Here is a 22,787-nt window from a genome sequence, read left to right on the forward strand (position 1 = left end):
GGAGAGCCGCTGTGCGCAACGAGGGACTGGGGTCGTGGCCCGCCCGCCGGGCCCGCAAGACCCCGCACCGCACCGCCGTCCGCCACGAAGGCGCGGCGACCACCTACGCCGAACTGCACGACCGCACCACCCGGCTGGCCCGCGCACTCCGCGCGAACGGCGTCCGGCGCGGCGACCGCATCGCCTATCTCGGCCCCAACCACCCGGCCTTCCTGGAGACCTTCTTCGCCGCGGGCGCGCTGGGCGCGGTCTTCGTGCCGCTCAACACCCGGCTGGCCGGGCCGGAGATCGCGTACCAGCTCACCGACTCGGGCGCCGTCACACTGGTGCACTCCCCCACCCACGCCGACCTCGTGGCGGGCCTGGGCGACACGGCCGCCACCGTACGGACTTACGTCGAAGTGGGCCAGGAGTACGAGGAGTTGATGGCCGGGACCATCGCCGAACCGCTCGATGAGCCGGTCGGCGGCGACGACGTGTGCATCATCATGTACACCTCGGGCACCACCGGCCGCCCGAAGGGCGCCATGCTCACCCACGCCAACCTCACCTGGAACGCGCTCAATGTCCTGGTCGACACCGACCTGACCGCGGACGAGGTGGCGCTGGTCTCCGCGCCGCTGTTCCACACCGCCGGGCTGAACATGCTCACCCTGCCGGTCCTGCTCAAGGGCGGCACCTGCGTCCTGGTGGAGTCCTTCGACGCCGAGGCCACCTTCGACCTGATCGCCGAGCACGGGATCACCTTCATGTTCGGCGTGCCCACGATGTACGAGCGGATCGCGCGCAGCCCCCGCTGGCCGGCCGCCGACCTGTCCTCGCTGCGCATTCTGACCTGCGGGGGCTCCCCGGTGTCAGGGCCGCTGATCGCCGCGTACCAGGAGCGCGGGCTGACCTTCCAGCAGGGGTACGGCATGACCGAGGCGGCGCCCGGTGCGCTCTTCCTGGACGGTGAGCACGCCGTGAGCAAGGCGGGCTCGGCCGGGGTGCCGCACTTCTTTACCGACGTACGGGTGGTGCGGCCCGACCTGACGGCGGCCGGCATCGGCGAGACCGGCGAGGTGCTGGTGCGCGGCCCGAATGTGATGCCCGGCTACTGGGGCCTGCCCGAGGAGAGCGCCGCCGCGTTCGCCGACGGCTGGTTCCGCACCGGCGACGCGGCCCGGGTCGACGCGGACGGCTATGTCACCGTCGTCGACCGCCTCAAGGACATGATCATCTCGGGCGGCGAGAACGTCTATCCCGCCGAGGTCGAGAACGCCCTGCTGGCCCACCCCGGCATCGCGGAGTGCGCCGTGATCGGCGTGCCGGACGAGCGGTGGGGCGAGGTGCCACGTGCCGTCGTCGTCGCCCGGGAGGGCTGCGCCCTGGATCCGGCCGAGGTACTCGCCGCGCTCGCCGGTCAGTTGGCCAAGTACAAGATCCCGAAGTCGGTGGTGGTGGCGGACGAACTGCCGCGCACCGCCTCCGGAAAGCTCCTCAAGCCCCGCGTCCGCGCGCTGCACGGCGACCACAGCTGACGCATCGTCACTCCCCCTTTCCCCTCTCAAGGAGAACTCCATGACCGTCACCGTCAACGGCCTCGACGAACTGAAGAAGCTCGCCGGCAGCGACCTCGGCACCAGCGACTGGCTGGACGTCACCCAGGACCGCATCGACACCTTCGCCGACGCCACCGGCGACCACCAGTGGATCCACACCGACCCGGAGAAGGCAGCGCAGGGCCCGTTCGGCGCGCCCATCGCGCACGGCTACCTCACCCTCTCGCTGTTCATCCCGCTCTTCACCGGCCTCCTCGACGTCCAGGGCGTCACGACGAAGGTCAACTACGGCCTGGACAAGGTGCGGTTCCCCTCCCCCGTCAAGGTCGGCTCGCGCATCCGGCTGGCCGCGACGCTGGCCTCGGTGGACGAGGTGAAGGGCGGGGTGCAGATCGCGGTCGACGGTACGGTCGAGATCGAGGGCGCCGACAAGCCTGCCTGCGTGCTGCGCAGCCTCTCCCGCTTCTACGGATGACCGCCGTGAGCGACGCCCAGGATCCACGGCACCTGAGACGTGTCGCGGTCTCCGGCCTGATCGGCACGGCCGTGGAGTTCTACGACTTCCTGGTCTACGGCACGGTCGCCGCGCTCGTCTTCGGCGACCTGTTCTTCCCCGCGGCCTCGCCCGCCGCCGGTACCGTCGCGGCCTTCGGGACCTTCGCGGCCGGGTATGTCGCCCGGCCGCTCGGCGGCCTCGTCTTCGGGCACTTCGGCGACCGGCTCGGCCGCAAGTCGATGATGCTGACGACGATGGTGCTGATGGGCGTGGGCAGTTTCCTCATCGGGCTGCTGCCGACGTACGACGCGATCGGCGTCTGGGCGCCCGTCCTGCTGGTACTGCTGCGCGTCGTCCAGGGCATCGCGATCGGCGGCGAATGGGGCGGTGCGACGCTGATGGTCGCCGAGCACGCGGGCAGCCGGCCGCGCGGCCGCTGGACCAGCCTCACCCAGCTCGGCGCGCCGCTCGGCACCGTCCTGTCCACCGCCGTCGTCACCCTCGTCGGCACGCTGCCCGACGACCAGTTCCGCACCTGGGGCTGGCGGGTGCCGTTCCTGCTCAGCATCGTCCTGCTGGGCGCCGGGCTGTACGTACGACTGAAGGTCACCGAGAGCCCGCTGTTCCGCGCGGTCAAGGAACAGCGGACCGCCGCCCGGCTGCCTCTCCTCGACGTGCTGCGCAAACCGCGCGCCGTGCTGCTCGCGGCGTGTGTGGGCATCGGCCCGTTCACCGCCCAGTCACTGCTGACCAGCTTCATGGTCTCGTACGCGGTCGGGCACGGCTTCTCGCGGACGCAGGTCCTCACCGGCGTCACGCTCGCCTCCTGTACGGCGCTGCTGGTGCTGCCGTGTGCCGGGGCGCTGTCCGACCGGTTCGGGCGGCGGCCGGTGGTGCTGGCCGGTGCGGTGCTCTCGGCGGCCACCGCGTTCCCGGTGTTCGCGCTGGTCGACTCCGGCAGTCCCGGGCTGCTGATCCTGGCGCTCGTCCTTGGGCACGGCGTCGCGCAGTCCACGATGTACGGGCCGCTGGGGGCGCTGCTCACCGAGATGTTCGGGACGCGGGTGCGCTACACCGGCGCCTCGCTCGGCTACCAGACCGCGACGCTGCTCGGCGCCGGGTTCTCGCCGCTGATCGCCGGCAGCCTGCTCGCTTCGTACGGCGGCAGCGGGCCCGTCGCGCTGCTGCTCACGGCGGGGGCTGCCGTCACCGCGCTCACGGTGTGGGGAGTCAGGGAGACCAGCCACGACCGGTTCGACGCCGAAGACATCCGTCCCTCCCCTGAAGGAGTCCATTGATGAGAGTCCGCAAGCGGGCACGGACCGGCGCGGCGCTCGCCGCGCTGCTCCTCGCCGGCACGGCCGCCCCCGCTGCCGCGGTGCCGGAACAAGCGCGCCACCTCGAAGGCACCCTGCCGTCCGGCGCCACGTACCTGATCGACACCCCCGCCCACTGGAACGGCACCCTGCTGCTGTTCAGCCACGGCTACCGGTCCGCCGGCGAGCCCAACGAGGCGGTGGACGCCTCCGACGAGGCCACGAAGAAGCTGCTGCTCAGCGAGGGGTACGCGCTCGCCGGGTCCTCGTACTCCAGAACCGGGTGGGCCGTCGAGCAGGCGGTGCCCGATCAGCTCGCCACCCTCGATGTCTTCGCCGACCGGGTCGGCACGGCACGGCGCACGCTCGCCTGGGGCGAGTCCTACGGCGGCCTGGTCACCACCGCCATCGCCGAGCGGCACCCCGACCGCATCGACGGCTCGCTGTCCCTGTGCGGCCTCGTCCAGGGCGGCGTCGCCAACTGGAACTCCACCCTGGACCCGGCCTTCGCCTTGAAGACGCTGCTGGCGCCCGGTTCGGACATCCCGCTGACCGGCTTCGCGGACGCGGCCGAGGCGGGCCGGACCGCCGGCGAGCTCGGCTCCGCCGTCGACAAGGCCCAGGGCACCGCGGCCGGGCGGGCGCGGATCGCGCTGGCGGCCGCCCTGCACAACATCCCCGGCTGGAACGACCCGAAGCAGGAGCGGCCCGCGCCGGACGACTACGAAGCGCAGCAGGCCAACCAGTACCAGGCGGTCGGCATGATGCTGGACGCCGCCTTCCTGCGCCGCCAGGAGGCCGAGCAGCGGGCCGGCGGGAACATGTCCTGGAACACGGGCGTGGACTACGCGGCGATGCTGCGCAAGTCATCCGGTTTCAAGGAGGTCGCGGCGCTCTACAAGGCGGCCGGGCTCTCGCTGCGGAACGATCTCCGTACGCTGGCCGACGCGCCCCGTATCAAGGCGGACCCGGCGGCCGTCCGCTACATGACCCGCAACATCGCCTTCACCGGGAAGCTGCGCACCCCGCAGCTGGATGTGCACACCACCGGCGATGCGCTGGTCCCGGTGCAGGTCACCTCGGCACATGAGCGAGCCGTCACGGCGGCCGGGTCCGGAGCGCTGCTGCGCCAGGGGTTTGTCGACAATGCCGGGCACTGCACGTTCAGCCCCGCCGAGCAGCTCGCGGCGCTGCACACGGTCGACCGCCGGGTCGAGACCGGGCGCTGGGGCAACACCTCGCCCGGCGCGCTCAACGCGGAGGCACGGCGGTCCGACCCGACGACGGAGGCGCGTTACCTGCCCTTCCGCCTGGGGCCGTATCCGCGTCCGTACGATCTGGCGCACCCGGGCGACGGGCAGTAGGACCGGCCAGGCCCTCAGCGGCCCAGGGCCTTGGCCAGCTCGTCCTTGGTCATCGAGGAGCGGCCGTCGATGTTCTTCTGCTTGGCCTCGTTGTAGAGCTGGTCCTTCGTCGGGCCCTTGGGACCGGTGCGGTTGCCGGAGCGCTGGCCGCCGCGTTCCGGTGCGGACTTGGTGTCCTGCGTGGAGGACCTGCTCGCCGACTTGGCCTCGCCGGAGCGGGCCCGCTCCTTGTTGACCGTCCGCGCGGCGATCTCCTTCGCCCGGCCGGAGGAGGTGCCGCGCTTCTCGGCGCCTTCCTTGATGTGCTCGTACTGACGCTCGCGTTTGGCGTTGGAGCCGCTGGGCATCATGCGCTCCTTCCGTACCACTTGCCTTGCTTTACGCCACCCGAGTGCCCGGCACGGCAGCCGTCAATCACGCCGCGCGGCCGCGTCCCAGTCCAGCGTCGCGACCGTACAGATGCGGGTGTTCATGTTCCGTTCCATCATGCGCAGCGCCGCTTCGGCGAGGTCGGGGTGGATGGGGGCGACGGCGTCGTCCGGGACGGTGACCTTCAGCTGCCGGATGTGCGCGTCCAGCGCGGAGTACATCACGCACTGCTCGGTGACCTGGCCGCACAGTACGACGTGGTCGATGCCGAGCTGGGACAGCAGGTAGGCCAGCGGCGTCTCGTAGAAGATCGAGTGCCGGGCCTTGACGATGAAGAGCGAGGAGTCGTCGGGGCGGATGGGGTCCACCAGTTCCGCGTGCGGCCCGGCGAGCGCGGTCTGCAGGATCTCGCCGTGGTGCGAGCGCCACTCGCCGAAGTTGTCGTTGGCGTAGATCACCGGTACGCCGTCCTCGCGGGCCCGTTCGATGAGCCGGACGACAGCAGGCAGGACCTTGCGTACCGAGGGCAGCAGCAGGTCGGCGTCCTCGTGGTCGTAGGTGTTGATCATGTCGATGACGATGAGGGCGGTGTGTGTCACGCCTTCCAGGGTCTCGCCCGATCGGCGGGTGTGCGCGGCATGTCAGCGGGCACCCGGCCGCATCAGGGGCAACCCTGGAGGCATTCATCACGGCACCGGGCGCCGACGGCGGGAGGACCCATGGGCGTGCAGCGGCTGCTCCGCGACTGGCCCGTGTACCGGCAGCTCACCGGCAAGGATCCGCTCGGCCGCGGCCGCGCCGCGATGTCCGCGTACACCGAGGAGCTGCGCCCGCGTACGGACACCGCCGACCGGGTGGTGCAGTCGGTCTGTCCGTACTGCGCGGTCGGCTGCGGCCAGCAGGTGTACGTCAAGGACGAGCGCGTCGTCCAGATCGAGGGCGACCCCGACTCCCCCATCAGCCGGGGCCGGCTGTGCCCCAAGGGATCGGCGACGCTCCAGCTGACGACCGGCGACGCGCGCCGCCACCAGGTGCTGTACCGGCGGCCGCACGGCACCGACTGGGAGCCGCTCGACCTCGACACCGCCATGGACATGATCGCCGACCGGGTGATCGAGACCCGCCGCGAGACCTGGGAGTGGGAGGTTGACGGTGCCCGCGTGGCCCGCACCCTCGGGATCGCGAGCCTCGGCGGCGCGACGCTGGACAACGAAGAGAACTACCTGATCAAGAAGTTGCTGACCGGGCTCGGCGTGGTCCAGGTGGAGAACCAGGCGCGGGTCTGCCACAGCTCCACGGTCGCCGGGCTCGGCACGTCCTTCGGGCGCGGCGGCGCGACCACCTTCATGCAGGACCTCCAGCACGCCGACTGCATCGTCATCGAGGGCTCCAACTTCGCCGAGGCGCACCCGGTCGGCTTCCAGTGGGTCATGGAGGCCAAGGCCCGCGGCGCGACGGTCATCCATGTCGACCCGCGCTTCACCCGCACCAGCGCCCTCGCCGACCTGCATGTACCGCTGCGGGCCGGCACCGACATCGCGTTCCTCGGCGGGATCATCAATTACGTACTCACCGAGGGCAAGGAGTTCCGCGACTACGTCCTGGCGTACACCAACGCCGCCACCCTGGTCGGCGAGGACTTCCGGGACACCGAGGACCTGGCCGGGATCTTCTCGGGCCTGGACGAGGAGAAGCACCGCTACGACGCGGAGACCTGGCAGTACGAGGGCGCGGACGTGCAGGCGCCCTCGGGAGACGTGGAGCAGCGGCACGACCAGCGGCTGCAGAAGGACCCGGAGACCGGGCGGCACCTCCACGCGGCGGGGCACGCGGAGACCCATGGCTCGGGCGGCGCGCAGGCCGAGTCCCGTGCCGAACGGGACCCGACGCTTCAGCACCCGCGCTGCGTCTTCCAGATCCTCAAGCGCCACTACGCGCGCTACACCCCCGACATGGTCGCGGAGATCTGCGGCGTGGAGCGGGAGACGTTCCTGCGCGTCTGCGAAGCCCTCACCGAGAATTCGGGGCCGGACCGCACCAGCGCTTTCGCCTACGCGGTGGGCTGGACGCAGCACACGGTGGGCTCGCAGTACATTCGCGCGGCGAGCGTGCTGCAATTGCTGCTGGGCAACATCGGGCGGCCCGGCGGCGGAATTCAGGCGCTCCGCGGCCACGCCTCCATCCAGGGTTCCAGCGACATTCCCACGCTCTTCAATCTGCTGCCCGGATATCTGCCGATGCCGCACGCCCACGCGCACGAGGATCTCGACACGTTCGTCACGGCGAGCCGCACGGACAAGGGTTTCTGGAGCAATATGCGGGCTTACCTCGTCAGCCTGCTGAAGGCTTATTACGGGGACGCGGCACAGCCGGAGAACGACTTCTGCTTCGACCATCTGCCGCGGCTCACCGGCTCGCACGGCGCGTACGACATCGTCCTCGCCCAGCTCGACGGCGCCTGCAAGGGCTACTTCCTGATGGGCGAGAACCCGGCCGTCGGCTCCGCCAACACCCGCCTGCAGCGGCTCGGCATGGCCAATCTGGACTGGCTGGTGGTGCGCGATTTCTCCCTCATCGAGTCGGCCACCTGGTGGCAGGACGGCCCGGAGATCGAGTCCGGCGAGCTGCGCACCGAGGACATCGGTACGGAGGTGTTCTTCCTCCCCGCCGCCTCGCACACCGAGAAGTCCGGCTCCTTCACCAACACCAACCGCTGGGTCCAGTGGCACCACGCCGCGATCGAGCCGGCCGGCGACGCCCGCAGCGACCTGTGGTTCATGTACCACCTCGGCCGCCGCATCAAGGCGAAGCTGGCCGCCTCCACCGACCCGATGGACCGCGCGATCCAGGACCTGGCCTGGGACTATCCCGTACAGGGCGAGCTGGCCGAGCCGGTCGCCGACGCCGTGCTCGCGGAGATCAACGGGCGCGGCCCGGACGGCGCGCCGCTCTCCGCGTACACCGAGCTCGAGGACGACGGCTCGACGACGTGCGGCTGCTGGATCTACTGCGGGGTGTACGCGGACGGCGTGAACCAGGCCGACCGGCGCAAGCCGCACAACGAACAGGACTGGGTCGCCGCGGAATGGGCCTGGGCCTGGCCCGCCAACCGCCGCATCCTCTACAACCGCGCCTCGGCCCGGCCCGACGGCACTCCCTGGAGCGACCGCAAGGCGTACATCTGGTGGGACGCGGAGGCAGGCACGTGGAGCGGGCGCGACGTGCCCGACTTTGTACCCGACAAGGAGCCCGGGTACGTGCCGCCGGACGATGCGGAGGGGCCGGACGCGCTGCGCGGCGACGACCCGTTCATCATGCAGGCCGACGGCAAGGGCTGGCTGTTCGCGCCCGCCGGGCTGCTGGACGGGCCGCTGCCCACCCACTACGAGCCGCAGGACTCGCCGTTCACCAACGCGCTGTACCCCGGCCGCTCCCGCTCGCCCGCCCGGGAGATCCACTCCCGCCCCGGCAACCGCTACCACCCCAGCGGCGACGAGCCGGGCGCCGGCACCTACCCGTACGTGGTCACCACCTACCGGCTCACCGAGCACTTCACCGCGGGCGGCATGAGCCGCTGGTCGCCGTATCTCGCCGAGCTTCAGCCGGAGTTCTTCTGCGAGGTCTCCCCGCAGCTCGCGGCCGAGCGCGGCCTCACGCACACCGGCTGGGCCACGGTCATCACGGCCCGCAACGCGATCGAGGCGCGGGTGCTGGTGACGGAGCGGATGAAGCCGCTGACGGTACAGGGCCGGACGGTGCATCAGATCGGTCTGCCGTTCCACTGGGGTCCCAATGGCACGGTCACCGGTGACGCGGCCAACGAGCTGGTGGCCATCGCGCTGGACCCCAACGCGCACATCCAGGAGGACAAGGCGCTGACCGCCGACATCCGGCCGGGCCGCCGGCCGCGCGGTCCCGACCTGCCGCGGCTGGTCGCCGAGTACCGGCGTCGCGCCGGCATCACCGAGCTCACGGGAAGCGAGCAGCCGTCATGACCGGCGTCTTCTTCGAGACCGGCAGTCTCTTCAGCGGCCCGGAGCCGGACCCTGCGGGGGACGCGGGCCACCCGGACCCGCCCGAGCGGGTCGGCTTCTTCACCGACACTTCCGTCTGCATCGGCTGCAAGGCGTGCGAGGTGGCGTGCAAGGAGTGGAACGCGATCCCCGAGGACGGCCTGTCCCTCACCGGCATGTCGTACGACAACACGCAGGGCCTGGGCGCCTCGACGTGGCGGCACGTCGCGTTCATCGAACAGTCCGCGCCACGACAAGCCCCGGCGGACCCACAACAGCCCGCCGGGGACCTGCGCTGGCTGATGTCCTCCGACGTCTGCAAGCACTGCACGCACGCGGCCTGCCTGGACGTCTGCCCGACCGGCTCGCTCTTCCGCACCGAATACGGCACGGTCGTGGTCCAGGAAGACATCTGCAACGGCTGCGGCTACTGCGTACCGGCCTGCCCGTACGGCGTGATCGAACAGCGCGCGGACGACGGCCGGGCCTTCAAGTGCACGATGTGCTACGACCGGCTCGGCGCGGGGCAGGAACCGGCCTGCGCCAAGGCGTGCCCCACCGACTCCATCCAGTTCGGCCCGCTGGACGAACTGCGCGAACGGGCCGCACTGCGCGTGGACCAGCTTCAGGAGTCGGGCGTGCCCGGCGCCCGGCTCTACGGGCACGACCCGGAGGACGGCGTCGGCGGCGACGGCGCGTTCTTCCTCCTGCTGGACGAGCCGGAGGTGTACGGACTGCCGCCGGACCCGGTGGTCACCACGCGCGACCTTCCGGCGATGTGGAAACACGCGGGCGCGGCGGCGCTGTCCCTGGCGGCAGGTGCTGCTGCCTCCTTCGTACTGCCCGCGATTCTCGGACGGAAGGGACGGCGATGAGCGCGATCGGTACGAGGACCGGGGGCGGCGGGCGGCGCAAGGGCGAGGAACTGATGGTCCCGCGCGCCGAGTTCGACTCGTACTACGGACGGCCCGTCATCAAGGCACCGGCATGGCAGGCCCGGGACATCGCCGGGTACTTCTTCACGGGCGGGCTGGCCGGCGCCGGTTCCGTACTGGCCGCGGGCGCCCAGCTGACCGGCCGCCGCACGATGGCGAAGACACTGAAGGTCTCGTCCCTGGCGGCGATCTCCCTCTCGACCGCGGCCCTCATCAACGACCTGGGCCGGCCCGACCGCTTCCTCAACATGCTGCGGGTGTGCAAGCCGACCTCACCGATGAGTGTCGGCTCGTGGCTGCTGGCGGGGTACGGGCCGATGGCGGGCGCGGCGGCCGCGAGCGCGGTGACCGGGTGGCTGCCGCGGGTGGGCGCCGCCGCGACCGGGGCCGCCGCACTGCTCGGCCCGGCCGTCGCGACGTACACCGCGGTCCTCGCCGCGGACACGGCGGTGCCCGCCTGGCACGGCGCGCACCGTGAACTGCCCTATCTCTTCGCCGCCTCGGCGACCGCCGCCGCCTCCGGCATGGCGTTGGTAACGTCCCCGACCAGCGAGAACGCGCCCGCGCGGGGCGCCGCGCTGCTGGCCGCCGCGGCCGACAAGGCGGCCGTGACCGCGGCCGAGCGGCGGCTCGGCATGGTCGCCGAGACCTACCGCTCCGGCACGGCGGGCACACTGCTGCGCTGCGCGCAGGCGCTCACCGTGGCGGGCGCCGCGACCGCCGGACTGCTGGGCCGCCGCAGCCGCCCGGCGGCGGTGGCGGGCGGCCTCGCCCTCCTGACCGGCTCGGCCCTCACCCGCTTCGGCATCTTCCACGCGGGCATCGCCTCGGCGGAAGACCCGAAATACACGGTGGAACCGCAGCGGAGGCGGAGGCAAGAATGAGCCCATGTGGTCACAACTGCCGTTCGGCGACGGGTTACGGGCCGAGCTGGGGTCGCCCAGGCGCTCTCGCACACTGAGCAGCAGCCCTCGCTCGCGCGTGTGGCGCGTCGAGCTGCCGGACGCAACGGCGGTGGTGAAGCAGCTCGTCGACGGTCCTGGTGCGGATGATCGGTACGCCCGTGAGGTGGCGGCTTTGCGGCTCGCCGCCCGAGCCGACACTCCCGTGGTGCCCGCGTTGCTGGCCACCGATCCCGGCGAGCGGGTGTTGGTGCTGGAGCATGTGGAGCACCGGCGCCCGGCCGGTGACTGGATCGTCGACTACGCGGCCGCGCTGGCTCGGCTGCATGCCACCGCGCGCCCGGAGGACGCCGGTGCGCTTCCCCGGTGGCAGGGCCCGCAGCAGGCCGACATCGCGTCTTTTCTGCGGCTGGCCGAGGCGTTGGAGGTGCCGGTCGCGTCCGGTGTGCCCGGCGAGCTGCATGACCTCGTCCACCGGCTCGACCGGGCACCTGGTCATGCCCTGCTCCACGGGGATCCGTGTCCCGGCAACGACCTGCACACCGCCACCGGGCTCCGGTTCATCGACTTCGAGCAGGCGTCACTGGGCAGCGGTCTGATGGAGCTCGCCTACCTGCGCATCGGCTTTCCGACCTGCTGGTGTGTCACTTCGGCGGCGGAACCGCTGCTGGCACGGGCGGAGCGGGCGTACCGCACGGAGTGGCGGACCCTGACCGGCTCCGAGGCCCCGGACGGGCTCGCCGACGCGTGCGCCGGCTGGCTGATCCGCGGTGACGCGCTGGTGCAGCGGGCACACCGCGACAGCACGGATCACCTGGCCCGCATTCCGCACCGGGACTGGAAGTGGGGCACCGCCACCGCCCGGCAACGGCTCGTCCACCGGCTCGGGGTTGTCGGCCGGATGACGGCCGGCCATCCCTCTCTCAGCGGTGTGAGCGGGCTCTGTACCGCGATGCGCCACCGTATGCTCGCGCGCTGGCCCGCGCTTCAGCCCGTTCCGGAAGAGCGGCCATAGAGGCCGTGTTCGCACTCATAGGCCCTCACAGCGCCCGGATCTCGTGCAGCAGTTTCTTCTGGGCCCACTCGATGAACGGTTCCTGCTGGTCGCCGCCGATCTGTACGAGGGCGACCTCGGTGAAGCCCGCGTCCGCGTACGCCCGCACCGCTTCCACGAACGTACCGACGTCGTCGCCGCACGGGATGGCCTCGGCGATGTCCTCCTTGCGTACGTACTGAGTGGCGCCGCTGAAGCCGGACGGGCCGGGGAGTTCGGCGTTGACCGGCCAGCCGCCGACCATCCAGCGGAACTGGTCGTGCGCCCGGGCGATCGCCGCGTCCCGGTCCGGGTCGTAGGAGACCGGGATCTGGCCGACGCGCGGCTTGCCGGTGCCGCCGTGCTGGTCGAACTTCCGCAGCAGCTCGCTCTTCGGCTCGGTGGCGATGACCAGGTCGGCGAGCCGGCCCGCGATCTCGCAGGAGTACCCGCCGGAGACCGCGACGCCGATCTTCGGCGGCTCCTCGGGCAGGTCCCACAGCACGGCCTGGTCCACATCGAAATGCTCGCCGTGATAGGTCACCTCGTCACCGGAGAACAGCGCCCGGATGATTTCGATGGCCTCCTCCAGCTTCTCCAGCCGCACCGGCGCCGCGGGCCAGCCCTGCCCGACGACATGCTCGTTGAGGTTCTCCCCCGAGCCGAGGCCGAGCCGGAAGCGGCCCTGCGCGAGCAGTTGCATCGTCGCCGCCTTCTGGGCGACGACCGCGGGGTGGTACCGGGTCGTCGGGCACGTCACATACGTCATGAGTGGAATGCGGGAAGTGGCCTGCGCGGCGGCCCCGAGCACGCTCCAGGCGTACGGTGCGTGGCCCTGCGAAGCCAGCCACGGGAAGTAATGGTCCGACGTAACGGAGAAGTCAAAACCGGCGCGCTCGGCCATCACCACATGGTCGACCAGTTCGCGCGGACCGGCCTGTTCGGTCATCATCGTGTATCCGACGTCCACCATCGTCACTCACCTTTTCGGCTGGTTGCGGAATCCCCTGCGCAGTTTCCCGTGGTTCCCTTTCATCGAACCGGGTACACGCTCCGTTGATGCGTATTGCGGATCTCCCGGAACCTCCGCGTCCCCCGAATGGCGGCGGTGAATCCCGGTGAATCAAAAGAAACCCGACGGCCGGACCCGGGTGACGGTCGTCGTGGCGCTCGCCGCCAATCTTGTCATCGCGGTCGCAAAGGCGGTCGGCGGTCTGCTCTCCGGCTCACCCGCGCTGCTGTCCGAGGCCGCGCACTCCGTCGCCGACAGTCTGAACGAGCTGTTTCTGCTCGCCGCGCTGCGCCGCAGCCGCCGCCCCGCCGACCGCCGCCACCCCTTCGGGTACGGCATGGAGCGGTACTTCTGGGCGCTGCTGGCCGCGGTCGGCATCTTCGTGATGGGCGGCTGCTTCTCCTTCTTCCAGGGCATCAGCGCGCTGCGGGACGGCACGCAGGAGACGCCGAGTGGTTATACGGCGGGGCTGATCGTGCTCGGCGTGGCCCTGCTCGCCGAGGGGAGTTCGCTGGTCAGGGCGGTGTATCAGCTGCGCGTGCACAAGGACGGCGGCGGCGATCCGGCGCTGCGCACGGTCCTCGCGGAGGACGGCGCCGCGGTGGTCGGTGTGCTGCTGGCGGCGGCCGGGATGGTGCTCCACCTGATCACCGGTGAGGTGGTCTGGGAGGCGGCGGCGTCGTTCGCGATCGGGTTGCTGCTGGTGTACGTGGCGTACCGGCTCGGCAAGGAGGCGCGCGACCATCTCATCGGTGAGTCCGTCGACGAGGACCTGCGGGACCGCATCCGGGCGCTGCTGGTGTCGCAGCCCGAGGTCGACAATGTGGCGGCGCTGCTGACGATGCGGCTCGGGGAGGACTCGTGGCTGGTGGCGGCCCGGATCGACCTGGCGCCGGGGCTGGACAGCGAGCGGGTGGAGCTGGTGTGCGTACGGATCAAGCGCGAGGTCGAGGCCACCTGGCCGCAGGCCGACCATGTCTTCCTGGACATCACGGAGGCCCCGGCCGGGTCCGTTCCGGAGTCGGGCGGCGGAAGCCACGGGTGAGCCGGAGCAGCACCCGGACGTCCCATGCGGTCACCGCACTGGCTTCGGCTGCGCATCATCGCCATCAGCAGCCCGTGGGTCTCGTCGTCAGCGGCGACCACTAGCCCACGACCTGCCTCACCGATCGGGGCACCGTCGATCCCGGTGACAACGCAGCCGGCAGTCCAGGGTGGGCCAGCAGGTCCACGGCCCGGAAGCCGGGCGCACTCGGGAACGGCGGATCCAGGTTGACGTCCGCCAACCGGGTAGCGGGCGAGGGCGTCAGTAGTGCGTCGTCGGCCGAGGCGAAGCTGCCGCCCCGGCGAACTTTCCCGGTCGGAGCACCAGGTCGTGGAGCGGCGCCGGTCCGTCACGGCGAGCCAATTACCCTTGCCGCATGATGATGCACCAGGCCGTTCCCGTGCGTGTTGACGCGATGCTCGATGATCTCCGGACCCTCGTCGAGGTCGAGTCCCCGTCGCGCGATGTCGCTGCCTTGACGGCATCGGCCAAGGCTGTCGCCGCGGTCATCGAGAGCCGCCTCGGCGGCCAGGCCACCCTCGTCGAGAGCGCAGCCGGGCCGCATGTCCACTGGTCGGGCGGCGGCGATCCCCGCGTGCTGATCCTCGGCCACCATGACACGGTGTTTCCGCTCGGCACGCTTGCGCGCCGCCCGTTCAGGGTTGAGGACGGGCGGGCGACCGGTCCCGGAGTCTTCGACATGCTCGGCGGTCTGGTGCAGGCCATTCATGGCGTGGCGACGCTCGATGACCGCTCGGGGGTGGAGATCCTGGTGACCGCCGACGAGGAGGTCGGCTCCCGCTCCTCCCGCGCGCTCCTCGAAGAGCGGGCCCTTGCCTGTGGCGCTGTGCTGGTACTTGAAGGCGCCGCTGACGGCGGAGCCCTGAAGACCGGCCGCAAGGGCTGCGGGACGTTCCAGGTGTCGATCGCGGGCCGCGCCTCGCACGCGGGCCTGGAGCCCGCCGCCGGTATCAACGCGCTGGTCGAAGCAGCACACCAGGTACTGGACATCGCGGCACTCGGCCGGCCGGAGATCGGTACGACCGTCACCCCGACCGTCGCGTCCGCCGGCACCCTGGACAACGTCGTACCGGCGGAAGCCACCGTCACCGTCGACGTCCGGGTCGAGTCGGCCGGCGAGAAGGAACGCATCGAGTCCGCGTTCGCGGCGCTGGCTCCGCATCTCGAAGGGGCCAGGATCACGGTCGAGGGAGCCGTCGGCCGTCCCCCGATGCCCGAGGCGGCATCGGCCCAACTCTTCGCGCTGGCACAGCAGTTGCTGCCCGGCGTCGAAGGCACCGCGGTCGGCGGTGGCAGTGACGGCAACTTCACGGCCGCACTGGGGGTGCCCACGCTCGACGGCCTCGGAGCGGTCGGGGGCGGGGCCCACGCCGACCACGAGTACGTGGTGATCGACGCGATGGCCGAGCGGGCGAACCTCGTTGCGGGACTGGTGAAGTCCCTCCAGGACGCTTAAATAACGCCCGACAACGCCAGCGCTCCCAGCAGTGCCGTTCCCGCGACGGTCCAGGCCACGTAGTCGCCGATGTGGCCGGAGTGGAGGAGGCGCAGGGGGTCGACCCAGTGGCGGCTGCGGGTGTGTTGGGGGCGTCGGACGGCGAGGAGTGCGAGGGCGGCAGCGAGGGCCGCGGAGAGTACGCCGAGCAGTATTCCGGCGGCCGACCAGTGCGGCGGTACGGGGATCACGGTCACCCCGGCCGTCGCCTCGTCCGCCGCGCTCCCCACGGCGGCGCGTACCGCAGGTACCACGCCCACCAGGAGCGCCCCGGCGAGCAGTGCGCCCGGGACGGCCAGCATGGTGTCCGGGACCCGGGTCAACTGCTGTTCGGTCTCCGGCTGTTCGCGTTCGCCGCTGGTCTCGCATTCCGTGTCGTCCGCCGGGGCCGGGCCGAAGCCACCGAAAACGCGGGCGGCGACACGCAGTACCGCTCCCCCGGTGACCGCGGAGACGAGGACGAACACGGCGGCGAGCCAGGGCCCGGCGGCCTCTTCCGTGACGGCCTTGCCCAGTGCCGTACCGAACGGGGGCAGCCCGGCGAGCGCCAGCCCGCCCACGACGAAGTAGACGGCGGTCACCCGCAGTTCGGGGGCGCGGCCGTGCAGTTCGTACTCGTCGATGGAGCCATAGCGGTCCAGCAGGATGCCCGCGCACGCGAAGAGCGCCGCCTTCACGCCCGCGTGGCCGAGGACGTACAGCGCGATGCCGCCCGTGGCCTCGGGTTTCAGCAGTCCGAGGCCGATGAGGAAGAGGCCGGTGTGAGCGATGGTGGAGAAGGCAAGCAGGCGTTTGATGTGGCGTTGGTACCAGCACATCACCGCGCCGACGGCGGCGGAGAGCACGCCGAAGGTGAGGAGGGTGCGGGTGACGGCTTCGGGCGGGATGCCGCCGGGCCCTGCGAAGATCGTCCAGTACACCCGTGCCGTGCCGTACACGCCGAGTTCGACCATGACACCGGAGAGCAGCATGCACACCGGTGTCGGGGCGACGGCGTGCGCGTCGGGGAGCCAGAAGTGGAAGGGGACGGCGGCGGCCTTGACGAGCAGGCCGGTGAGGAGCAGGACGAAGGCGGCGAGGACGAGTGCGTCGGGGGCGCCGCGGGCGTCGAGCGCGGCGCCGATGTGCCGCATGGCGAGTTCGCCGGTGCGGGAGTAGAGCAGGCCGATGCCCAGCAGCATGGCGTAGGCGCCGAGGGAGTTGACGACACCGAAGGTGAGGCCGCCCTGGACGGCCCTGGCGGCCTCGACCCGGTATCCGGTCAGCGCGTAGGCGACAACGCCCATGAGTTCGAAGAAGACGAAGGCGTTGAAGAGGTCGCCGGTGAGGACGAAGCCGCACATGCCGGCCTGGAAGAGGAGTACCAGGGCGGGGAAGGAGCCGGCGTGTTTGCGGGGCGGTTCCTCGAAGTAGCGCCAGGAGTAGACGAGGACGGCGAGGACGAGGAGGGAGACGAGCGCCGCCATGCCGAGGGCGAGGTGGTCGGCGTGCAGGACGATGCCGACGCTGTGTCCGTGGTGCGGCGTCCAGCCGCCGACCCATTCGATCACCGGGGACGGGACGGCGAGCAGGAGGTAGAGCGTGAGGGCCGCGGTGGCGGCGGCAACGGCACCGCCCACGGCCTCCGCGACGACACGCGGCACGAAGCGGCCCGCGGCGACGAGGAGGGCGGCGCCCAGCAGTGGTACCACGACGGCCAGCGGCAGCAGATGGTTCATCCGCGCAGCTCCGACAGCTCGTCCGGGTCGAGGGTGTGGTGCCGTTTGGCGACCTGTATGACCAGGGCGAGGAGGAGCGCGGTGACGGTGGCGCCGACCACGACGTCGGTGAGGGCGAGGGCCTGGACGACCGGGTCGACGACCGGGCGGTCGCCGGGGGTGAAGTCGGCGAAGACCGGGGAGGTGCCGCCCCTGCGGTAGCCGACGGCGAGCAGCAGGACGTAGGTGGCTGCCTGGCAGACGGCCAGGCAGCCGACGCCGTGGATGAGGTTCCGGCTGGTGGCGAGGCCGTAGCAGCCGACGAGGAAGACCCACGCGGCGACCAGGTAGGGCAGCACGTCCATCATTTCCGTTCCCCTTCCCCTTCGATCTCGACGGCCTGGTCCAGGAAGCGGGCGAGCAGCACGACGACCGCGCAGGCGACTTCCATTCCGATGGCGGCGTTGAGCAGCGGGACGGTGCCGCCGGAGGAGAGGGTGTTGAACGTGCCGTGCGGCAGGATCGTGTTGGCGAGGTAGGAGGACCCGGCCAGCAGTCCGGCGACGCCGGTGACGAGGTACGCGGCTTCGCCGGCCGCGTCGCCGACTTCGAAGAGGCCGAGCGGGCGGATGCGTTCCAGTGCGCGGTAGTCCACGGCGATGTAGAGCAGGTGCAGCGCGGTGGCCGCGACCACGCCGCCCTGGAAGCCGCCGCCGGGGGTGAGCTGGCCGTGCGCGACGATGTAGAGCCCGGCGACGACCGTGACGGGCAGCAGGACGAGGGCGTAGCGGCGTACAGGTGCCGCGATGTCGGCCGGCGCGGGCTCGACGTGGCGTTCGTCGCGGGCCTGGCGCAGCAGGACGACGGTGCCGAGGACGGCGGCGAAGAGGATGGTCTCCTCGCCGAGGGTGTCGAAGGCACGCTGGTCGAAGTTGACGGCGGCGACGGTGTTGGCGGTCTGCCTGGCCAGCGCCTCGCGAACCGCGCGGTCGCCGTAGGGGTGGAAGTCGGTGCCGAAGTCGGGGAGCCGGAAAGCGGCGGCGACCAGCACGGCCGCCGTGCCCGCGAGCCCGAGCAGCAGTACCCACATCCGCAGCCGCCGGTTCATGTGCCGCCCTCCCCCGCTTCCTTGTCCGCGCGTACTTGGTCGAGGGAGCGGCGGCGGGCCTTGCGTACGGACAGCAGGATCAGCAGGGGCGTCAGCGCCGAGCCGACGGCGAGCTGGGAGAGGGCGACGTCGGGGGCCTGCAGGACGGTGAAGAGCAGGGTGAGGACGAGGCCGAGGAGGGAGAGGACCAGGGCCTGGCGGGCCGGGTCGCGGACCGCGACGGCGGCGGTGGCGGTGGCGGCGACCAGCAGCAGCGCGAGGGCGATCAGTACATCAGCCATGGTCGTCCGCCTCCTTCGGGCGCGCCCCGGCCAGCGCTTGGGAGGAGATGAGGTTGCCGCCGACCAGGATCGCGCCGATGAGGAGGAGTTTGACCAGGGACCGGCCGGGGCCCTCGGCGACGCACAGCGGCAGCACGACGGCCGCCGTGGCGATCACCGCGAAGGCTTTGGTGAGCGGTCCCTGTTGCGGGTCGTCGCCCATCTCGGGCCCGAGGAGCCGGGCGTACACGAGGGTGCCGACCGGCCCGAGGAGGGCGACGACCAGGGCCACGTCGGTGTACGGCGGGCGGGCGTAGCCGCGGGCGAGCAGCAGCAGGACGAGGCAGACCAGCAGCGTGCCGGTGTTCTGGGCGGCGACGCGGCGGCGGAGCGGTCCGGTGGCCACGCACCACAGGACCGGGCCGAGGCCGGCCACCATCAGTACGGCGGCGGCCACCAGCCAGGCGTTCACCGGTCGGTCACCGCCCGGCGGGCGGCCGCGGCGGCGGCCGCGCCGACCAGGGAGACCAGACCGCCCACGAGAATTTCGAGGGCGTCGACCGTGCTGATCAGGAACAGCCAGAGGACAAAGAGCGCCGCCCACCAGACCACGATCTCGACCACGCTGCTCACCCGGCCCCACGCCATGCCGTCATCAAAACACCGCATCTCCGCCCCTTTCCCGACGACGCGCGGGACGGGTACCCCGTGGTACCCCGGGTCACAGGGAGTCGCGCGGGAGGGTCTCGTTCCAGGTGCGGGAGAAGACCCGGCGGTCGCTTTCGTAGCCGTCGAGGGTGGCGTCGATGCAGAAGCAGTCCTCGCTGGACCACAGGGTGGTGTGGGTGACGACGTGCACGTCCCAGTCGCCGCGCCTGAAGCGCATGGTCCAGGTCGATTCGCCGCGTACGGAGGTGAAGTCGTCGGCGACTGAGGTGTACCGCTCGTACGCGCGGCGGCCGACGTCCATGCCGGGCTGTTCGTACCGCACCAACCCGGCGTCCTTCACGATCTCCAGCTCGTTGTTGTAGTTGACCAGGTCGCGTTTGACGTCCCAGCGCTGTTCCTTGGGGAGCAGCTGGGTGGCGGGGACCGGCTCGGTGCCCTCGGGTTCGCCGAAGGCGGGGTCGGGCACGTCGTCGGGTACGTCGTTGGGGCGGACCGGCAGGTGGAGGGTGCTGGTCCCCTCGTAGACACTCAGCCGGACCGGGCGGGGCGGCGGCCAGGCCAGCGGCCAGTAGGAGGTGGAGAGCGAGAGGCGGACGCGGTGGCCGGCCGGGAATGCCTGCGCGGTGCAGTTGAGCTGGACGGTGGCGCGGTAGCGGCGGCCCGGTTCGAGGGGCTGCGGTACGCCGGTGCCGTCCCGCCGGGTGAGGTTGAGCAGGCCGTACGTGACGCGGGTGGCGCCGCCGTCGGGGGCGACGTCGGAGAGCCGGGCGGCGACCATGGCGACGGGCTCGGAGGCGGAGACCTCCAGCTCGACGGTGGCGGTGCCCATGACTTCCAGGCGTTCGGTGAGCGGGGCGCTGTCGAAGACGAGCGAGCCGCCGTCCTCCTCGCGCTGGTCGTACGGCAGGTCGGGCGGCGCGTTGTAGGAGGCCCATTTGCCGGCGAACTGGCCGACGGACAGCGGGGATTCGACGGTCAGTGCTTCGCCTCTGACCGCGTCGTCGTCCTGCTCCTTCTCGTCCTCCGTCCGCGCCGGGCCGATGTGGTGCCGGGTGAGGGTGTGCACGCTGTCCTTGATGCGCGGCGAGGGCCAGGAGGGCTCGCCGACCCACCGCCCCGGCCGCTCCTCGTAGGAGGTGGAGGGCGGCATGCTGTCCTGTATCCAGGTGCACAGCATGGGGCCGTCCATGGCGCCGTTGTCGACGCCCTTGAGCCAGTGGTCCCACCAGCGGACGACTTCCTGGAGGTAGCCGATGGCGGGGCCGGGCTCGCCGAGGTGCGGGAACTTGTGGGACCAGGGGCCGATGAGTCCCTTGCGCGGCACTTCGAGGTTACTGAGCAGCCGGCAGACGGCGTTGGAATAGCCGTCCGCCCAGCCGCTGGAGGCCAGTACGGGGACTTGGATGGCGTCGTAGTCCTCGCACACCGAGGCGTGCCGCCAGTAGTCGTCGCGGCGCTGGTGGCGCAGCCATTCCAGGGCCCAGGGGCGGCTGGCCTCCATGCGTTCGTGCCACATGTCGCGCCAGCGGTCGCCGACGACTTCGGGGTCGGGCGGGCAGGTGGCGTAGGCGAACATGGTGCCGGCCTCGGCGAGGTTGTCCGAGAGCAGCGTGCCGCCCATGTAGTGCATGTCATCGCTGTACCGGTCGTCGGTGAAGGACGCGATGACGATGGCGCGCAGGCTCGCGGGCTGCCGCGCGGCGACCTGGAGCGCCGCGAAGGCGCCCCAGGAAATGCCCATCATGCCGGTGTTGCCGTCGCACCAGGGCTGGTCGGCGAGCCAGGCCAGTACCTCTTCGGCGTCGGCCTGTTCCTGTTCCAGGTACTCGTCCAGGAGCACGCCCTCGGAGTCGCCGGTGCCGCGCAGGTCGACGCGGACGCAGGCGTAGCCGTGTCCGGCGAGGTAGGGGTGGTGGATCGAGTCACGGACGGAGGTGAGGTCCCGTTTGCGGTACGGGATGTACTCCAGGATCGCCGGTACCGGTTCTCCGTCGGAGGTGACGGGGCGCCAGATGTGCGCGGAGAGCCGGGTGCCGTCGGGCATGGGGATCGCGACGTGGTCCTCTTCCTTCGTCGCGTAAGGCAGGTCGCTCACGTACTGCATGCGGCTGCCGTGCTCCTTTCCGGTGTTCCGGTGCGCTCGCCGTGCCGACGGGCCGCTCTCACTCGTTGTGGTCCTCCGGCGGCGGGGTGCCCTCGAAGCTGACGTTGAGGGCCGCCACGCACTGGTCGTACTTCTCGGTCATCTCGTCCACGCTGTCGGCGCCGGTGAAGATGTGGGCCAGTTCGCAGCTGTAGCTGTCCTGCTGCGGCGCGTCGGAGAGACGTTTTCCCGGTTCCGGCACCATGTCGATGCGGACGCCGGGGATCTCCGCCTCGATGCGCTCGATCTCCTCCGGGGAGGGCACGTCCTGGACCACCGCGTCGGTGAACCAGCGGTAGTACCACTTCGCGGCCTTGCGGTACTGGCCTTCGCCCTGCGGCAGCCGGGGGTCCTTGCCGAGGGCGAGGCTGACCATGCAGTGGTGGTTCGGCACGCCGTCGACGTAGTGGAACATCTGCGCGTGCGACTGCGAATGCCGGGGGTTGATCTCCAGCAGATTGATCGAGTCGGTGTGCGGGTCGTAGAAGAATTCAATGCTGAAGGTGGCCGCTTCCATACCGATCTGGCGTATCACCCGCTCGCTGGCGGTGCGCAGGCGCTCAATGACGTCCGCGGGCAGTGTGGAGGGGTACTGGTGGCGCAGGAAGCTGGAGCTGTCGGGGTAATTGATGGAATCCAGCGTCCCGTAGACGACGACCTCGCCATTGAGGACATAGCCCTCGACGGCCACCTGGATTCCCGAGATCGCCTCCTCGGCGAGGCATACCTGGGCACCGACGCCGGCCATTTCCGGGGGCAGCTCGATGCGGTCAAGAATGTATTCGAAGGGCCGCCCGACCCGGTGGATGCCCTCCCGGATCTGTGCCACCGCCTCCTGGAATTCCTTCTCGTCCTTGACGCCGTAGGCCAGCTCCGAGGAATAGGACAGGGCCGGCTTGAGCCACATCGGGAAGCGCACGCCGTCGGGCGGCTGCGGGTCGTCCGACGAGAGGTCGACCCGGCCGAAGCGCGGGTGTTCGTCGATGACCTTCTGCTGCTCCAGCCGGCTCCAGTATTTGTGCTCGCACTTGACGACGGACTCCAGGCTGGTGGTCCGTGTTCCGTACCGCTCGCCCAGAATCGGCACGAGAGTGCTCGCGGGAAAGTCCCAGTAGGTCACGATGGCGTCGATGCTGCCCTCGAAGGCATCCAGAATGCCGTACGCCTTGTCCAGGAGCTGCGGCACGGACACCTCGCCGACCTGTAGTTCCTCGGCAGTGAGCAGGCCGTGGAACGCGTATTCCGCGGCGTCCGGAAGAGCTTTCAGCTCGGGCAGATTTCCCTCGTCCAGACCGACGACAAAGATATTCTTCCTACTCAAGGGACCTCCTTTTATCTTGGCGGCGGGGGCCCGGTTACCCGTCCTTC

General features: G+C 71.0%; 21 protein-coding genes and 1 pseudogene. 10 read left to right on the forward strand and 12 right to left on the reverse strand.

Annotated elements, in window-relative coordinates:
* The first annotated feature begins 11 nt into the window (after positions 1 to 11).
* The 4 genes from menE to AB0I82_RS01965 are packed head-to-tail and all read left to right on the forward strand — an operon-like array spanning position 12 to position 4,717.
* Positions 12 to 1,520, forward strand: coding sequence for an o-succinylbenzoate--CoA ligase (menE, locus tag AB0I82_RS01950; RefSeq protein ID WP_363255074.1), 1,509 nt, complete (start codon positions 12 to 14; stop codon positions 1,518 to 1,520).
* Between the two features lie 40 nt (positions 1,521 to 1,560).
* A complete protein-coding gene (locus AB0I82_RS01955; protein WP_363255075.1) occupies positions 1,561 to 2,016 on the forward strand; it encodes a MaoC family dehydratase in 456 nt (151 codons plus the stop codon).
* Between the two features lie 5 nt (positions 2,017 to 2,021).
* The gene (locus AB0I82_RS01960) at positions 2,022 to 3,335 is read left to right on the forward strand and encodes an MFS transporter (RefSeq protein ID WP_363255076.1); all 1,314 of its coding nucleotides are present in this window, start codon (positions 2,022 to 2,024) and stop codon (positions 3,333 to 3,335) included.
* Positions 3,335 to 4,717 carry a hypothetical protein gene (locus AB0I82_RS01965; protein WP_363255077.1) on the forward strand — a complete coding sequence of 461 codons (1,383 nt, stop codon included), beginning with the start codon at positions 3,335 to 3,337 and terminating at the stop codon, positions 4,715 to 4,717. Before AB0I82_RS01960 ends, AB0I82_RS01965 begins: the two co-directional genes overlap by 1 nt.
* Positions 4,718 to 4,731: 14 nt before the next feature.
* On the opposite strand, the gene AB0I82_RS01970 is transcribed toward AB0I82_RS01965, so the two are convergent.
* Both AB0I82_RS01970 and AB0I82_RS01975 read right to left on the reverse strand, forming a co-directional pair.
* On the reverse strand, positions 4,732 to 5,064 hold the full coding sequence (locus AB0I82_RS01970; RefSeq protein WP_363256041.1) for a plasmid stabilization protein: 333 nt from the start codon (positions 5,062 to 5,064) through the stop codon (positions 4,732 to 4,734).
* A gap of 63 nt (positions 5,065 to 5,127) precedes the next feature.
* Positions 5,128 to 5,685, reverse strand: a complete 558-nt coding sequence (locus AB0I82_RS01975) for an isochorismatase family cysteine hydrolase (RefSeq protein WP_363255078.1) — start codon at positions 5,683 to 5,685, stop codon at positions 5,128 to 5,130.
* Between the two features lie 120 nt (positions 5,686 to 5,805).
* Between AB0I82_RS01975 and fdh the strand changes: the two genes are divergently transcribed.
* Genes fdh through AB0I82_RS01995 form a run of 4 tightly spaced genes read left to right on the forward strand, consistent with a single transcriptional unit; the run spans position 5,806 to position 11,951 of the window.
* Positions 5,806 to 9,081 carry a formate dehydrogenase gene (gene fdh / locus AB0I82_RS01980; protein ID WP_363255079.1) on the forward strand — a complete coding sequence of 1,092 codons (3,276 nt, stop codon included), beginning with the start codon at positions 5,806 to 5,808 and terminating at the stop codon, positions 9,079 to 9,081.
* Complete coding sequence (locus AB0I82_RS01985) at positions 9,078 to 9,974, forward strand: 4Fe-4S dicluster domain-containing protein (protein ID WP_363255080.1); 897 nt, start codon at positions 9,078 to 9,080, stop codon at positions 9,972 to 9,974. Before fdh ends, AB0I82_RS01985 begins: the two co-directional genes overlap by 4 nt.
* Entirely contained in the window at positions 9,971 to 10,918 is a 948-nt protein-coding gene (gene nrfD / locus AB0I82_RS01990; protein ID WP_363255081.1) for an NrfD/PsrC family molybdoenzyme membrane anchor subunit, read from the forward strand. Before AB0I82_RS01985 ends, nrfD begins: the two co-directional genes overlap by 4 nt.
* Positions 10,919 to 10,922: 4 nt before the next feature.
* A complete protein-coding gene (locus AB0I82_RS01995; RefSeq protein ID WP_363255082.1) occupies positions 10,923 to 11,951 on the forward strand; it encodes an aminoglycoside phosphotransferase family protein in 1,029 nt (342 codons plus the stop codon).
* Between the two features lie 25 nt (positions 11,952 to 11,976).
* Here the strand turns inward: AB0I82_RS01995 and AB0I82_RS02000 are convergent, their stop codons facing one another.
* A complete protein-coding gene (locus tag AB0I82_RS02000) occupies positions 11,977 to 12,942 on the reverse strand; it encodes an LLM class F420-dependent oxidoreductase (protein ID WP_363255083.1) in 966 nt (321 codons plus the stop codon).
* A 145-nt stretch (positions 12,943 to 13,087) separates the two neighbouring features.
* On the opposite strand from AB0I82_RS02000, the gene AB0I82_RS02005 reads away from it, so the two are divergent.
* The gene (locus AB0I82_RS02005) at positions 13,088 to 14,026 is read left to right on the forward strand and encodes a cation diffusion facilitator family transporter (RefSeq protein ID WP_363255084.1); all 939 of its coding nucleotides are present in this window, start codon (positions 13,088 to 13,090) and stop codon (positions 14,024 to 14,026) included.
* 50 nt (positions 14,027 to 14,076) lie between these two features.
* Here AB0I82_RS02005 and AB0I82_RS02010 read toward each other — a convergent pair.
* A pseudogene (locus AB0I82_RS02010) lies at positions 14,077 to 14,303 on the reverse strand (phosphatase); the annotation flags it as partial.
* A 99-nt stretch (positions 14,304 to 14,402) separates the two neighbouring features.
* Here AB0I82_RS02010 and AB0I82_RS02015 point away from each other — a divergent pair.
* A complete protein-coding gene (locus AB0I82_RS02015; protein WP_363255085.1) occupies positions 14,403 to 15,503 on the forward strand; it encodes a M20 family metallopeptidase in 1,101 nt (366 codons plus the stop codon).
* Here the strand turns inward: AB0I82_RS02015 and AB0I82_RS02020 are convergent.
* Genes AB0I82_RS02020 through AB0I82_RS02055 form a run of 8 tightly spaced genes read right to left on the reverse strand, consistent with a single transcriptional unit; the run spans position 15,500 to position 22,740 of the window.
* Entirely contained in the window at positions 15,500 to 17,260 is a 1,761-nt protein-coding gene (locus tag AB0I82_RS02020; RefSeq protein ID WP_363255086.1) for a complex I subunit 5 family protein, read from the reverse strand. The two genes, AB0I82_RS02015 and AB0I82_RS02020, sit on opposite strands and share 4 nt — an antisense overlap.
* On the reverse strand, positions 17,257 to 17,607 hold the full coding sequence (locus tag AB0I82_RS02025; protein WP_363255087.1) for a cation:proton antiporter subunit C: 351 nt from the start codon (positions 17,605 to 17,607) through the stop codon (positions 17,257 to 17,259). Before AB0I82_RS02025 ends, AB0I82_RS02020 begins: the two co-directional genes overlap by 4 nt.
* On the reverse strand, positions 17,604 to 18,347 hold the full coding sequence (locus tag AB0I82_RS02030; protein WP_363255088.1) for an MnhB domain-containing protein: 744 nt from the start codon (positions 18,345 to 18,347) through the stop codon (positions 17,604 to 17,606). The genes AB0I82_RS02025 and AB0I82_RS02030 overlap by 4 nt, the downstream gene beginning before the upstream one ends.
* Positions 18,344 to 18,628 (reverse strand): DUF4040 domain-containing protein, encoded by a 285-nt coding sequence (locus tag AB0I82_RS02035; RefSeq protein ID WP_363255089.1) that lies wholly within the window; start codon positions 18,626 to 18,628, stop codon positions 18,344 to 18,346. The genes AB0I82_RS02030 and AB0I82_RS02035 overlap by 4 nt, the downstream gene beginning before the upstream one ends.
* Positions 18,621 to 19,079 (reverse strand): monovalent cation/H+ antiporter complex subunit F, encoded by a 459-nt coding sequence (locus tag AB0I82_RS02040; RefSeq protein ID WP_363255090.1) that lies wholly within the window; start codon positions 19,077 to 19,079, stop codon positions 18,621 to 18,623. The genes AB0I82_RS02035 and AB0I82_RS02040 overlap by 8 nt, the downstream gene beginning before the upstream one ends.
* The gene (locus AB0I82_RS02045; RefSeq protein ID WP_363255091.1) at positions 19,076 to 19,276 is read right to left on the reverse strand and encodes a hypothetical protein; all 201 of its coding nucleotides are present in this window, start codon (positions 19,274 to 19,276) and stop codon (positions 19,076 to 19,078) included. The genes AB0I82_RS02040 and AB0I82_RS02045 overlap by 4 nt, the downstream gene beginning before the upstream one ends.
* A 52-nt stretch (positions 19,277 to 19,328) precedes the next feature.
* Complete coding sequence (locus AB0I82_RS02050; RefSeq protein ID WP_363255092.1) at positions 19,329 to 21,380, reverse strand: CocE/NonD family hydrolase; 2,052 nt, start codon at positions 21,378 to 21,380, stop codon at positions 19,329 to 19,331.
* A 58-nt stretch (positions 21,381 to 21,438) separates the two neighbouring features.
* Entirely contained in the window at positions 21,439 to 22,740 is a 1,302-nt protein-coding gene (locus AB0I82_RS02055; RefSeq protein WP_363255093.1) for an ATP-grasp domain-containing protein, read from the reverse strand.
* Between the last annotated feature and the right edge of the window lie 47 nt (positions 22,741 to 22,787).

The organism is Streptomyces sp. NPDC050315, from assembly GCF_040655775.1.
Classification (GTDB): domain Bacteria; phylum Actinomycetota; class Actinomycetes; order Streptomycetales; family Streptomycetaceae; genus Streptomyces.

Bases quoted from the DNA above. Each gene is read 5' to 3' on its own strand.
- AB0I82_RS01955 (WP_363255075.1), top strand. From the start codon at position 1,561: ATGACCGTCACCGTCAACGGCCTCGACGAACTGAAGAAGCTCGCCGGC.
- AB0I82_RS01965 (WP_363255077.1), top strand. From the start codon at position 3,335: ATGAGAGTCCGCAAGCGGGCACGGACCGGCGCGGCGCTCGCCGCGCTG.
- AB0I82_RS01970 (WP_363256041.1), bottom strand. From the start codon at position 5,064: ATGCCCAGCGGCTCCAACGCCAAACGCGAGCGTCAGTACGAGCACATC.
- fdh (WP_363255079.1), top strand. From the start codon at position 5,806: ATGGGCGTGCAGCGGCTGCTCCGCGACTGGCCCGTGTACCGGCAGCTC.
- AB0I82_RS01985 (WP_363255080.1), top strand. From the start codon at position 9,078: ATGACCGGCGTCTTCTTCGAGACCGGCAGTCTCTTCAGCGGCCCGGAG.
- nrfD (WP_363255081.1), top strand. From the start codon at position 9,971: ATGAGCGCGATCGGTACGAGGACCGGGGGCGGCGGGCGGCGCAAGGGC.
- AB0I82_RS01995 (WP_363255082.1), top strand. From the start codon at position 10,923: ATGTGGTCACAACTGCCGTTCGGCGACGGGTTACGGGCCGAGCTGGGG.
- AB0I82_RS02000 (WP_363255083.1), bottom strand. From the start codon at position 12,942: ATGGTGGACGTCGGATACACGATGATGACCGAACAGGCCGGTCCGCGC.
- AB0I82_RS02015 (WP_363255085.1), top strand. From the start codon at position 14,403: ATGATGATGCACCAGGCCGTTCCCGTGCGTGTTGACGCGATGCTCGAT.
- AB0I82_RS02020 (WP_363255086.1), bottom strand. From the start codon at position 17,260: ATGAACCATCTGCTGCCGCTGGCCGTCGTGGTACCACTGCTGGGCGCC.
- AB0I82_RS02025 (WP_363255087.1), bottom strand. From the start codon at position 17,607: ATGATGGACGTGCTGCCCTACCTGGTCGCCGCGTGGGTCTTCCTCGTC.
- AB0I82_RS02030 (WP_363255088.1), bottom strand. From the start codon at position 18,347: ATGAACCGGCGGCTGCGGATGTGGGTACTGCTGCTCGGGCTCGCGGGC.
- AB0I82_RS02035 (WP_363255089.1), bottom strand. From the start codon at position 18,628: ATGGCTGATGTACTGATCGCCCTCGCGCTGCTGCTGGTCGCCGCCACC.
- AB0I82_RS02045 (WP_363255091.1), bottom strand. From the start codon at position 19,276: ATGCGGTGTTTTGATGACGGCATGGCGTGGGGCCGGGTGAGCAGCGTG.
- AB0I82_RS02050 (WP_363255092.1), bottom strand. From the start codon at position 21,380: ATGCAGTACGTGAGCGACCTGCCTTACGCGACGAAGGAAGAGGACCAC.